General features: G+C 39.4%; 7 protein-coding genes and 1 pseudogene. 7 read left to right on the forward strand and 1 reads right to left on the reverse strand.

Features of this window, described 5'->3' with window-relative positions; translation table 11 throughout:
• Position 1: 1 nt before the first annotated feature.
• From HMPREF0106_RS18830 to HMPREF0106_RS18805, 6 genes are all read left to right on the forward strand, one after another.
• Positions 2–1363: a M60 family metallopeptidase gene (locus HMPREF0106_RS18830; protein WP_009039233.1), complete on the forward strand. Its 1362-nt coding sequence runs from the start codon at positions 2–4 to the stop codon at positions 1361–1363.
• Between the two features lie 12 nt (positions 1364–1375).
• Positions 1376–2692, forward strand: a complete 1317-nt coding sequence (locus HMPREF0106_RS18825) for a M60 family metallopeptidase (RefSeq protein ID WP_009039234.1) — start codon at positions 1376–1378, stop codon at positions 2690–2692.
• Between the two features lie 923 nt (positions 2693–3615).
• Complete coding sequence (locus HMPREF0106_RS18820) at positions 3616–5754, forward strand: hypothetical protein (RefSeq protein ID WP_009039235.1); 2139 nt, start codon at positions 3616–3618, stop codon at positions 5752–5754.
• Positions 5755–5808: 54 nt separating this feature from the next.
• Positions 5809–7761, forward strand: a complete 1953-nt coding sequence (locus tag HMPREF0106_RS18815; protein WP_232286757.1) for a glycoside hydrolase family 97 protein — start codon at positions 5809–5811, stop codon at positions 7759–7761.
• Between the two features lie 36 nt (positions 7762–7797).
• Complete coding sequence (locus HMPREF0106_RS18810) at positions 7798–9522, forward strand: right-handed parallel beta-helix repeat-containing protein (protein ID WP_009039237.1); 1725 nt, start codon at positions 7798–7800, stop codon at positions 9520–9522.
• A 5-nt stretch (positions 9523–9527) separates the two neighbouring features.
• Complete coding sequence (locus HMPREF0106_RS18805; RefSeq protein WP_009039238.1) at positions 9528–11006, forward strand: sialate O-acetylesterase; 1479 nt, start codon at positions 9528–9530, stop codon at positions 11004–11006.
• Between the two features lie 820 nt (positions 11007–11826).
• Here HMPREF0106_RS18805 and tnpB read toward each other — a convergent pair.
• A complete protein-coding gene (tnpB, locus tag HMPREF0106_RS28105; RefSeq protein ID WP_316928389.1) occupies positions 11827–12036 on the reverse strand; it encodes an IS66 family insertion sequence element accessory protein TnpB in 210 nt (69 codons plus the stop codon).
• Positions 12037–12414: 378 nt separating this feature from the next.
• Between tnpB and HMPREF0106_RS27720 the strand changes: the two are divergent.
• A pseudogene (locus HMPREF0106_RS27720) lies at positions 12415–13245 on the forward strand (DDE transposase); the annotation flags it as partial.
• Positions 13246–13504: the final 259 nt, after the last annotated feature.

A 13504-nucleotide genomic window follows, 5' to 3' on the forward strand; every position in this document is an offset into this window, starting at 1 on the left:
TATGAAATTAAAAATTACACAATTATTTATTTTTATTATTTGCTTTGTTGCTTGCAAAGATGATAATAATGTTATTCCAGAAGATTCTCCAACACCTCCTGTCATTGAGAATCCTAATGCAATAGAGGTATCTAATGCTTCTTTTGAGAATGGATTGGAAGGATGGACGAGGGTAGATTATGCAAACGGCTCTAAAACGCTTCTTGAAGTTGTTGATGGAGAGGGGGTAAATAACAGTAAAGCTCTAAAAATACAGCAATTACCGGAAAATGATGAATGTTGTGTTGGCGTGAAGAGAACATTAACAAATTTAGAACCGGATCAGATGTACCGTATGACAGCTCGTATCAGATATTCAGATATTCCGAACGGTCAAGGTACTGGGCCTGTCATATTTCGACCTAATTCTAAACAATATTGGAATTCGTCACGCTATCTCTATGGTACTGAGCTTAAAAATTGGACAAATGTAACTGTAGATTTTATGTCTGATGATAACGGAGAGGCTGAAATAGTTGCTGCGTTAGGTTTCTGGCAAGGCGGAATGGCTAACGGAGGTCGTTCTACAGGTACTGCCTATTTTGATAATATTAGCGTAGTTAAAGTGACGGATGAATTATTTACTTTAGAAAGTGAATATATGAGAATCTTTATTGAGCCATCTAAGGTTAATATATCTTTGCAGGTCTTGCAGCAATGGTTAAAGAATCTGGATAAGATCTATCTCTCTTATTTAGAGTTGATGGGGGAGGTTCCTCATGAAGGTAGAAAATTAGCTATCCAAACAACCAAAGGAATCTATTCTGGATATTGGGCACTTGCCGGTTATCCAATTTTATGGACTGCTAATGGTACTGCTGTAGAGGATTCATTCTCTCAAATGCTTCAGCATGATGATTGGTGTTTTGGAATCTTACATGAAATAGGACATGTCTTTAATATAGGTGATACTTCTTGGAACTGGAATGATGAAATGTTTGCAAATTTCCGTATGCACTATGCTCTTGAAAAAAATAATGGGAAAGTATATATGGATGGCAGAAATGGAAAACAAGTATTCACAGGAGGAGAGATTTTGGATATGTATAAAATAGATTATGAAAATACAATAGGTACAAAGGTAAATGATAACGGCATTCATTATATGTTAGCACGTATGGCAGCATCGATTACTTGGGAACCTTATAAGAAGACCTTTAATTATCTTAGGAAAAATGGAGGTTCAGGAACAAATAAATACGATAAATTTGTCTATTTTGTAAACATCCTTAACAGGTTTGCTAAGGAAACAAATCCTGATGTAGATGTTTGGGATTATTTTTCTATCTTAGAATTGGAATCTATAAAGAAACAACTGAATTAACACTAAAACAATATGAGATTATTATTTACATACTTAGCTTGTGTATTTCTTGGAGGAATGAGTGTAAACGTATTTGCTCAGGATAAAGTAATTTTTGAAGACGACTTCAATCATAGTAAAAAGTTTGAGAAAAATTGGTTTGACAATTCTACAGAAGAAAAAACAGGTAAAATAGAGTATAAAAAAAAGGGGGGAATCGATAATAGTGGATGTGTAAAGATTTCCAATCCTGAAAGAGGGGCTATAAGAATCATGCATAGCTTGAATAATCTCGAACCTGGAAAACTTTATCGTATGAGTGCCATGATGAAGTGTGTAGGGGTGAAAGAGGGACGTGGAGCTGTCATATACCTTAATCCAGATGGTTTGGAGCAAGGTTGGAATGCCTCTAAGTTTGTTTATGATGATATGGAATGGTCTGAGATTTATATGGACTTTGTTCCAAATCAGAAAGGGGAGGCAACGATTTGTTGTGCTTTAGGTTTTCCTTGGGGGACTTATAATGGTGGAAAGGCATTAGGAGAAGTTTATTACGATAATGTCAGAGTCGAACCGATTGGCGATAAATTATATCATCGTGAAAGTAAGCATTTCATTGTGTCATTGGATAAGGATAAGGTTACGATTACCGACAAGCAGATGGATCGGTGGTTGGCAAACCTGGACAGGACATATGAAGCTTATAAGGAACTCTTAGGAGGAACTCCATACGGAGGTCGTAAGGTTATGATTTTAAATACACCAGGTATTGAACCTGGATATTGGGCCCTTGCAGGAAACCCTATTTTATGGAATAATAAAGTAAAAGTTACCGAAGTAATTGAACGTGCTGCTAACCTTGATGATTGGGGCTTCGGTATTCTTCATGAAATTGGGCATAATTTTTCCGCTAGGAATATGCTTGGTAGTGGAATGGGAGGATGGAATTGGAATGATGAGATTTTCGCTAATTTCAGAATGTCATATGCTATAGAAGTTTGTCAAGGTGCAGTAAGCCAAAGAAATATAATTTATCGTGGAGCAGATATAATTAACTACTACCAGATTTTCTATGATGAGACTATTGGTAGTGGTGTAGCGAAGAATAATGGTGATGCTCTTCACTATACATTTCTTCGTATTAAGGATAAATATGGTTGGGACGTATATAAGAAAGCTTTCCGTACATTGTATGCAATCAAAGATGCCGATCTTCCAGAGATGAAAAGTTCTTATGAGAAGTTCTTGTATTTTCTTTCGCACGTATCTACAGCAGCAGGTGAGGATGTAACTAAGACCTGCTACACTCCAGAGGAGTTGAAATTGATTGAGAGGTCTTTAGAAAAATAGTACTAGCAATAATTATTTTGTAATAAAATATGAAGCTCAGACATTTGGTATGTGCGGCTTTGTTGCTGTTTAGTATAGCAGCATCTGCACAACCGATTTATAGATTTAGTGTAAAAGTAGGTATCGACTGCGAGTCAGTAGACTCTTTAGGGGGTGTTGACAAAGTTAAACAGAAAATTGAGTATATGTTTAAGCGTGTCAATAAGGCTTTCAATCATACTCGTCAATTTGATGCAGTATATGATTTCGAGGTAGATTGGGAGGCTTTTTATATATATGATGGCATTTCTGCAAAGGAAGTTAAAAAACCACATCCCAATCATGATTATTTAGTGATTATCGATGGATATAAGTCCCACCCTGAAGAAGTTGGTGGTGGTTGGTGTGGTTCGAATATTTTAACAGTATATCATTCAAGAACTCATAATGATAGATTTAACGATCCTTTTAACGAAGGTGCTATCGACGGTATTATTCATGAATTCGGTCACGGTCGTGGTGTGCCAGATATCTATGCAATGAAGGTGGATGCTGATAAGAATCCAATTGCTCCGATAGCCTGCGACGGCACTCGTTGTATTATGAACTATCCTTATGGTGAGACTTTTTGGAGTGAATATGCTGTAAATATGATCAACCTTGCCGAGGATAAGATGGTTGAGATTGACAATCTTGTAGCTGATATGCTCCCCAAAAATCTTGCATTCAAGGTGATGGATCCTAATGGAAAACCTGTAAGAGATGCTGAACTTACATTCTATCCTGTAGTTTGGTATTCTAATAGCGTATCTGCCGAGCCTGTGTACTCTACAAAAACAGGGTGTGATGGTGAAGTGAGTTTCGATACTCAAAAAGTATTCCCTACATCTGAAGTATTCGGTGTTAAGTATCCAAATGCCTTTGTTAAGATTGCTTCAGGTGATATGGTTGCTTATGCGTGGCTGCCATTATATGAGATCGAGAATGCCACTTTCGAAGGTAAGAATACACATGAGACTCTTGTTTCTTTAAAAGATACCAGGCCATCCAACCCATTTGAGTTCAAGCCAAACAGAAAGGTATATTATGAACCGGAGGTAAAGGAAACTGCGGCAAGATGGGAGGTCAGCAAAAATGGCGTAATTGAGTGGAATATTACTGAGAACAAGCTTCCTCATTATGACCACATCGAGATGTCAGGTGAGCAGATAGCTTGTGTCCTTCGTTGGAATATTGATGAGAACTCTACTCTGACTACTGAGCGTTCTTTGGTATTTCCAATGCTCCGCAGGCTTCCCAATAATACTCATGCAAGTCTTATGCATAGAATTGCTTTAGATGTACCGTCGCTTATTAGCGTTGACGGTCTTGTTCTTCAGAATCCTAAGACAGAGTCTGTTTATATTGATGGTGTATTCGGAAGCGCAGAGACATATTGCATAGGAAAGCAGAACATTGGATCAGGTAAAGAAACATCCCCGGTTCCTGCAGTTAAGCTTACTAGAACTATTTTCCCTTCAGTGGATAAGCCATATTTGTGTGAGCGTTATGTGATAACTAGTATTAGGGACCGTGCTCTGACTCTATATATTCCTGAGTTTACCCAGACTTTTAAAACTCTTGACTCTAAGGGCAAAGATGGTGCTTATATCGTGGAAGCCAAGGTTCAGGGATCTGGTACTTATGTTTTGGGAAAAGGTGAATCTCTTACTTTTGATGTTATTTTCTCCGGACGTAAGGCTGCTGAACCTCAGTTTATAGCAGATGTTAAAGCAGAGTTTCAGGCACGTAGAGATTTTATCAATAAAGATATCGATGGTGCATTAATATTAGAAACGCCGGATTCTGTTATTAATACAATGTTCCGTTATGCCAAGATTCGTACCGGCGAGAGCATTTGCAAAACAGCAGGTGGCTATATGCATGCACCGGGGGGGGAGTCATATTATGCGGCAATTTGGGCAAATGACCAAGCAGAGTATGTAAATCCATTATTCCCATATTTGGGTTACTGGCGTGGCAATGAGTCGGCAATTAACTCATTTCGTCATTTCGCCCGTTTCATGAACCCTGAGTTCAATCCAATTCCAAGTTCAATTATTGCTGAAGGTACAGACATCTGGGCAGGTGCCGGAGACAGAGGTGATGCTGCGATGATAGCCTATGGCGCTTCTCGTTTCTCGCTTACTTATGCTGATAAGGCAGTGGCACAGGAACTCTGGCCATTGATTGAGTGGTGTCTTGAGTATTGCGATAGAAAGCTTAATCATGCCGGCGTAGTAATGTCAGATACAGATGAACTTGAAGGTCGTTTTGAGGCTGGTGATGCAAATCTTTGTACTTCATCACTTTATTATGACGCATTGCTTAGCGCAGCCAGCCTGTCAAAAGAACTTGGGCTGCCGTCGTCTGTCGCTAAAGCATATCGTAGCAAGGCTGCAACATTGAAAGTTAATATCGAAAAGTATTATGGTGCTACAGTTAGTGGTTTTGATACTTATAGATATTATGATGGAAATGATATTCTTCGTTCATGGATTTGTATTCCATTAACAGTCGGTATCTTTGATCGTGCTGAAGCTACCGTAGATGCACTATGCAGCCCGCTTCTTTGGGAAAAGGATGGTCTGCTAACAGCTCAGGGTAGCACTACTTTCTGGGATCGTTCTACTCTATATGCTCTTAGAGGCATTTATGCAGCGGGAATGGCTGATATTGCTACTGAAAAGTTAAAATATTATTCAAAAAGGCGTCTTCTAGGTAATCACGTTCCCTATGCGATTGAGGCATGGCCAGAGGGCTCACAGAGACATCTTGCAGCGGAGAGTGGTCTGTATTGTCGTATCATTACTGAGGGTATGTTTGGTATTAGACCTACGGGGTTTAAGAGCTTTGACATTACTCCGTCTATGCCATCCGATTGGAATGAAATGGCACTTAAAAGCATTAGGGCATTTGGGAAAAATATCGACGTAAAAGTATCTCGTATTGCTGCGGGCAAATTAAACGTTGTTATAAAGGTAAATGGCTTAGTGAAGAATTACAAAATCTCTGAAGGCGCTAAAATTAGCGTAAAAATTTAAACTAAATCATAATTATTAATGGATAAAATTAATGCTATAGTAAAGAAGCTAATTATGAACGTAATGATACTTGGACTAGGAATCTTGGCATCGTGTTCCAAGGCACCTGATTTCATTACAGTTACTTCGCCTGATGGTAAAATCAAACTTGTTGTAGATTTGAAAGACAGTGTTAGTTATTCTATCGTTCATGAAGGAGAGGTTCTTGTATCACCATCTGCTTTGGCTATGAAATTTGAGGGGGGCAGGATGTTAGGTGTCGGTGAAGCTTCTTACAAAGTGAAAATTGGTTCCACATCCGAGTCTGTAGATGCCCCCTTTTATCGTCAGAATAAAATCTCTGCAGAGTGGAATTATGCCCGCGTAGATTATGCCGACTGGACATTAGAGTTTAGGGTTTACAATGAGGGTGTGGCATGGCGTTTCGAAACTGAATTTGAATCTGATGCAGTGGTTCTGGATGAGACGGCACAGTTCGTGTTCCCGGAAGATCCGATGGCTTGGGTTCCTTATTCAAGAGGAAAAGATCTGATTGCAAATTCTTATCAGAGCCAGTATACTTATGAGAAAGTAAGTAGGTTTGGCTCTCAGTCTAACTTGACTTTTCTTCCTGTTGCAGTGAAAAATAAAAGTGGTAAGACCCTTTTAATTTGTGAGTCAGATCTTCGTTCTTATCCAGGTATGTTCCTTGAGGGTATGGAGGGCGGTTATTCAGCAACTTTTGCTAAGTTGCCGGATAGCACATATATTACTCCTACCAGATGTCAACTTAAGATTGCCACTCGTCAGGATGTAATCGCTAGAACGGAGGGTACTCGTTCTTATCCATGGCGTATTGTTGCTGTGGCAGAGAATGATATTCAGCTGCCTACTAACGACTTGGTTTATCTTTTGGGTGAGCCGAGAAAAGTTGGGGACGTGAGCTGGATTAAGCCGGGACTGGTTTCCTGGGAGTGGTGGAATGACTGTGGCTTGACTAATATAAATTTCAAACCAGGTGTAAATACTGAAACCTATAAAGCATATATCGATTTTGCAGCCAGATTTAACATCCCATATATCATAATTGATGAAGGATGGTCTGCGAAGGATGATATTATGGTTATCAAAGAGGCTGTTGATCTGAAAGGTCTTATTGCTTATGGTGCTGAAAGAAATGTTGGTATCATTATTTGGGCTGTAGCAAATGTACTGGACGATAAACTTGAGGAAGCGTGTGCTTTCTACTCTCAGATGGGAGTAAAAGGTTTCAAGGTAGACTTCTTCGACCGTGATGACCAGAGGTGTGTTGATATGGTTTATCGTTTGGCTGAAGCCGCAGGAACATATCATTTGATGCTTGACCTTCATGGTATATACAAGCCGACAGGACTTAATAGAACTTATCCTCACATCATAAACTTCGAGGGTGTTTTCGGTCTTGAGGAGGTGAAATGGTCTAATCCTGATATGCCGCTTTATGATGTAACTTTCCCATACATCCGTCAGGTGCAAGGGCCGGTGGATTATACTCAGGGTGCATATATAAACAGCACTAAGGAAGGCTTTGAGATTAATTATCATAAGCCTATGAGCCAGGGTACAAGAGCCCATCAGGTGGCCACTTATGTAGTATTTGATTCTCCACTTGCTATGCTTTGCGATACTCCTTCACACTATTTGGCTGACGTTCCATGTACTGAGTTTATCACTTCTATTCCAACTGTGTTTGAACAGACTCATATTATCGCAGGTCAAATTGGCGAATACATTGTAACTACCCGTGAGAAAGATGGTAAATGGTATGTCGGTGCCTTGACAAACTGGGATGAAAGAGAAGTTATTATCAATCTTTCATTCCTTGAAAAAGGAAAACAGTACACTGCTAAGCTATTGGCAGATGCTGCTGATTCATCTGTTAAACCTGAGAAATATAAAATCTCTACTATTGATGTAGATTCTGCATCTGAAATCTTAGTTAAATTGGCTAAGGGTGGTGGAGCTGCGTTGATTATTGAAGCCAAATAATTATTATTTGAATAGCCATTTAAAATAGAATACATAATGAAGAAAATTACTCAATTATTCCTTTTGTCGGTAGTTGTTTTCGTAACAGCATGTAATAACACTCCTAAAATAGTGTACTTGACAGATTATCTGGCTAAGGATCAAATGGAAATTGATGCTATGCCGGCAATTCGTGAGGCTTTGGATTACTGCCGCGAGGTAAAAGCAGAAAAACTAGTGCTTCCAAAGGGAACACTTTGTATTAAAGCTGACAAGGCTTACGAGAAATATCAGTTTATTAGTAACAACGACGAGAGTCTTAAGAGAATTGCATTCGAACTTGAGGGTATGCAGAATTTCACTGTAGAAGGTCAGGATACTAAGCTTCTTTTTACAGGTTTCGTTTCTGCATTCAGCCTTGAGAATTGTAAGAATGTACGTATCGAAGGTCTTTCTATTGATTATACTCGTACTTTCCATTCAGAAGGTATTATTGAGGCTGCAGGTAATGGCTACCTTGATATTCGTTTCCCGGATGAATATCGTTGTAATATAACAAATGGTTGTCTTTATTTCTCTGATGAGAATGGTATTGTTTATGACTTTTCTAACCTGCTGGAGTTTGATACAGAGAAAAAAGAGCCTGCATACCTGGTATGTGACTATTGGCTTTCTAAAAGAACTATCCCGGCAGAGCGAATCAAGGATAACCTTATTCGTATCAAACGTCATGACCTGAAGGGTACGGTCGGTAATACAATGGTATTTGGTGCAGCACGTAGAATTAACCCCGCATTCTTCATTTCTAATTCAGAGACTATCCATATTTTCAATGTAAACATCTGGCATTGTGGTGGTATGGGTGTTATAGCCCAGCGTAGTCGTGATATCGAACTTAATAATGTAAATGTAGTTCCTTCACCAAACACAGGTCGTATTATCAGTATTACAGCTGATGCAACTCACTATGTGAACTGTGCCGGTTATATCCGTATGATTGGCTGTACCTTCTGCAACCAGAAAGATGATGCAACAAATATCCACGGTCTCTACATGGCTGTTGATGAGATTCTTGCCCCTGACAAGGTTGTCTTTAAGTGGAGAAATTCAGGTCAATATGGAGTTGACTTCCTTGAGCCGGGCATGAAGGTTGAGTTAGTAGACAACAAGTCTGTAGTGACTAAATGCTATGCTGTAGTTAAAGAAGTTGAGCGTCTTAACAAGATTACTACTGTAGTTACATTCGAGGAGAACCTCCCTGAGGGGATCGAGAAAAATATGCTTATTGCTGCTGACGAGGAGTATCCTGAAGTCTTGATCAAAGGTTGCCACATGGCAGGGAACAGAGCACGTGGTCTTCTCCTTGGTTCAAGAGCCAGGATGATTATTGAGGATAACTACTTCCATATCCCGGGTGCAGCCATCCTATTCGAGGGGGACGGTAACTTCTGGTTCGAACAGGCAGGAGTAAGAGATGTTATCATTAGAAATAACGTATTTGAAAATGGAAATTATGGTTATCCTACCTGGGGGAATGCTTGTATTGCTGTTGGTAGCCGTATCCCTGATCAGTCGGGTGATGAGTGCTATCACAGAGGAATCGTAGTAGAGAATAATGTATTCCGTGTTTTTGATCCGCGTATTGTAAATCTTTACTACGTAGACGGCTTTACATTCCGTAACAATAAGATCGAAATGACTAACGACTATCCCTATAATGGTGATGTGAAAGATCATTTTATTTATAAGAATTCTAAGAATATCGTTATTGAGCACAACTAAGAACTATGAGACATTTATTATTTGCAACAATATTAACACTTCTGCCATCATTACTAGTGGCAGAAGTAAAGTTACCATCTATTCTTGGCAGCAACATGGTGCTTCAGCGCAATACAGAAGTTACTCTTTGGGGCACAGCTGATGCAGGTAAGACAGTTAGTATTACTACATCTTGGAACGGCAAGAAGTATAAAGTAAAGACAGATACTGATGGTGCCTGGAGTCTTAAAGTGCCCACATGTGAGGCAGGTGGCCCTTATTCTATCACTTTCTCTGATGGAAAAGAACTAGTAATCGATAATATCCTTCTTGGTGAGGTATGGGTATGTGGTGGTCAGTCCAATATGGAAATGCCTGTTGCGGGTTTCATGAATCAGCCTGTTGTGGGCTGTATGCAGGCTGTACTTGATGCAGAAAACTATCCGGGCATAAGAATGTTCACTGTTCCACGTAATTCTTCAGATGAGCCGGTTTACGACTGCAAAGCTCAGTGGCAGTGTTCTACTCCTGCTTCTGTAAGTGCATTTAGTGCGACAGGTTATTTCTTTGGACTTACTCTTTATAAAACTCTTCGAATTCCAATTGGTTTAGTAACATCTAATTGGGGAGGAACAAATATTGAGGCTTGGATGTCTAAAAAGTCAATTGATGCAATCGAGGGTCTTGATATGGAACGTATAGCTAAATGGAAAGGCGAAAGTAGTAAGCCTGCAGGACTTTTCAACGGCATGATCTTTCCTATCGCGAACTTCACTGCTAAAGGATTTATCTGGTATCAGGGTTGTTCAAACCGTATTAATTGGTACGACTATAAGGACCTTCAGGTAGGCTTGATCAAACTTTGGAGAAAGATGTGGGGTAATGATGAAATGCCATTCTATATTACTCAGCTGGCACCATATAGATATGAAGGTGACCACTTACGTTCATTGCCACTTGTAATCGAGGCTCAGTATCAAGCTGCCGCAGAATTGGAGCATGTTGGTGTAGCTGCTACAACAGATTTGGGGCACCCAACCTGTATACATCCAGCTAAGAAGTTAGAAGTTGGACAACGCCTTGCTTTTTTAGCTTTGGCAAATGATTACGGAATTGAGGGAATTCCGGCTCCATCTCCTACCTATAAGTCAATGGAGCGTGAAAAGGATAAACTTGTGATTTCATTCAATAATCTTTCTGAACCATATAAATTCAATGATGCCAACTCTATTGTTGGCTTCAGTGAAACAGGAACAATGAGATTTCAAGGCTTTGAGATTGCAGGTGAAGATGGAGTATTCTATCCGGCAACAGCACATTTGAAATGGTGGGAGAACAAAATCATGGTTAGTTCAGATAAGGTCCCAGAGCCAGTAGCGGTACGCTATGCGTTTAAAAACTTCTGCCCAGAGGCAAATGTTAAAACGAACTATGGTCTTCCATTGGCACCATTCCGTACAGATAACTGGGAAATTCCTGCTGAGGAAATAGGTGAAATTCGTTAAGAACCATTAAGTGAAAAAATATTCATTTTAAAGTCTGAATAATATTAATGTGGAGAGGATATAGTGCTAAAGTTGTGCTGTAATCTTTTCTTGCAAAAATGATTCACAAGGCAACTAATTCATCGCAAGTTAGTTGCCTTTTTGTATCTTTAAACTCCCTAAAAATATTTTACACCTAAAACGAGGGTAATCTGAAATAAAAAACACATGGTAAAGATACAAAAAATATCAGAAATCGAACCTTGTTTAGATTTTACAGAATTCGATATGCTTAAAAAATATCGTCAAAGTTTTGCAACGAGTGAATTAGGTCGCCTCCAGGCTCTGTTCCCTTTTTCGGAACTGGGCCACAAATGTATTTGCATGAAGCTTCTCTGGAACGTAAAAGTTATTTTCTCTCGAAGGTAAAATAGCCTTGATGGCCTTGAAGTTCTATGCCAACTTTTCCGGTTCACAGTTAACCGAACATTTGAACGGTAATAGTTCATTACCAGCTATTTTATGGTGTTCAGATTGGTTCGTTGTATCCTCTGACCAATTATAAAATCGTCAGGCTATTTGCCAGGAACTTTCCAAACACCTCGATATTGATTCTCTCCAGCTGATTTTGGTAGCTCATTGGAAACCTTATCTTGAATATATACAGAGGAAATATGCAAATGAAAGCAAGGCTATTATGACATGGACTATATATGGTGAAGAAAATGTTACCAAGTGATGAAAGAAAAATAAAGGTATACTCAACTTTCTTAACTCGCTCTAGTTTAAAAAATATGTGTGGTATAAAATCATATAATCTGCTTCATGTCAGATATGTACATTATAACACCAACATAATTTTGTTACCAACATAAAAAATGAATACGTCACCTAAACGGGCGTCGTAGTCCATCTTGTCATGAATGACTCCACAGAGTGAATTCGTGTCTTTGCGCATATCCGTTTTGCCTGGGCAAGGGAAGTAGCGCATCGTATCATTCAGGCAAAACATGGTGACTGCAAATTTGACTGAGTAATTGCATAGCAGCATAAGATTCAGTCATACCACTGAAGCGGGCTGTTATGCCACTCGGAAACTCTATTCGAATCTCTCCGGATCCAATAATTACTCTATCATAAGACGGGGTGGCAGTGGGCGGGGAGGTCAATTTGACAGGAGCGAACTCTTCGGAAGAGGACCTTTTCTGCATAGTAAGGTTGTGAGAGGTCAAACTTTCCTTTTCAATAATAAAAATTAGATTCGGTATAAGTTTCGTTGATACAGAAGTCTTTTATCGTCAAACCGCTTCGTTGCTGTCGGGATAGAATTTCCAAAAAATCTTCTTTGTTCATTTTTCGTATAATCGTTTTTTACGCAAAGATCGAGCGAAAAAGATAATAGACAACGGGGATTTTATCGGGGGCTTACTGTATAACCGATGCCACCTGTTACGAAAGCCATCTTCGCTTTCCTACTGATGTCAAACTCTTATGGGAAGGCATCGTATGGCTTCATCGTCATCTGTGCAAACATTACCGGACATTGCACATACAACATCTCCGTAACAAGTATCTTGATGTACGCCATGCCTATCTTGCTTATAGTAAACTGTGTAAATGCAAGAAATCACAGCCTCGTATGATTACACGCAGGTTACTTCAGTTATTGGAAAGTTACTTGACTAGCGGATCGGCTTCATTCATCCTATGGAAACAGGCTTGCACTATCCTCTGATTACCAAAGATGTTTCTCGGTCATACAGACGGTCCTTGAGCAAGGGAAGAATTTATTTGGAGGCAAAAAAGTGTCCAATCGTATCGTGAATATCGACCGGCATTACCTTCGTCTCATTATCAGGGGTAAGGAAACCAAATTTGTTGAATTCGGAGTCAAAGTCAATAATATACGGATAGATGGAGCCTCCTTTTCCTTTAAGGCTTTTAGCAAAGGAGTACGTTTAAAAGACTGATTCATCCGCAACAACAACTGACCAAGGTTAGAATTAAGACGCTTGCAGCGGATTCAATCCATGCTAATAATGCCAATCGGAAATTTTGTACTAAATATCATATAAGTACTTCCTTTAAACGTAAGGGTAGAGTGACCAAAGATGAGTCACTTCTGAAAATCTTACGGTCGGAACTCAGCCGTGGAGGAGCTACCCGGCTGGAAGGTAGTTTGGGAACGCAGAAACAACATTACTCACTGGGCAGGATAAAAGCTAGAAGCAGGAAAACGGAAATACTCTGGATTTTCTTTGAAATGAGGTTGTGTTATTTTCGGCCCCCCTCTGTATTGGCAAAATATGGAAACAACTCATTGGGGATATTTTGTTTTTCGCTATTTCTTCAATTCGTTCATGATGGCAGATACTCTGATACAGTAATAAACCGATACTTCCTGCAAGATTGTCCATTAAATGGATGTTTTCTTCTTTTTTAACAAAATTTGCCTACATATTGGGAGTTTTTGTCTACTCCTAGTTGTTGTAAATCTCATTCTTGTAAAAGACAAGATA

Source organism: Bacteroides sp. D22 (assembly GCF_000163675.1).
Classification (GTDB): Bacteria; Bacteroidota; Bacteroidia; order Bacteroidales; family Bacteroidaceae; genus Bacteroides; species Bacteroides xylanisolvens.

Coding starts and splice junctions, on each gene's coding strand:
- HMPREF0106_RS18830 (WP_009039233.1), top strand. CDS start 2: ATGAAATTAAAAATTACACAATTATTTATTTTTATTATTTGCTTTGTT.
- HMPREF0106_RS18825 (WP_009039234.1), top strand. CDS start 1,376: ATGAGATTATTATTTACATACTTAGCTTGTGTATTTCTTGGAGGAATG.
- HMPREF0106_RS18820 (WP_009039235.1), top strand. CDS start 3,616: ATGGTTGCTTATGCGTGGCTGCCATTATATGAGATCGAGAATGCCACT.
- HMPREF0106_RS18815 (WP_232286757.1), top strand. CDS start 5,809: ATGAACGTAATGATACTTGGACTAGGAATCTTGGCATCGTGTTCCAAG.
- HMPREF0106_RS18810 (WP_009039237.1), top strand. CDS start 7,798: ATGAAGAAAATTACTCAATTATTCCTTTTGTCGGTAGTTGTTTTCGTA.
- HMPREF0106_RS18805 (WP_009039238.1), top strand. CDS start 9,528: ATGAGACATTTATTATTTGCAACAATATTAACACTTCTGCCATCATTA.
- tnpB (WP_316928389.1), bottom strand. CDS start 12,036: ATGCTGCTATGCAATTACTCAGTCAAATTTGCAGTCACCATGTTTTGC.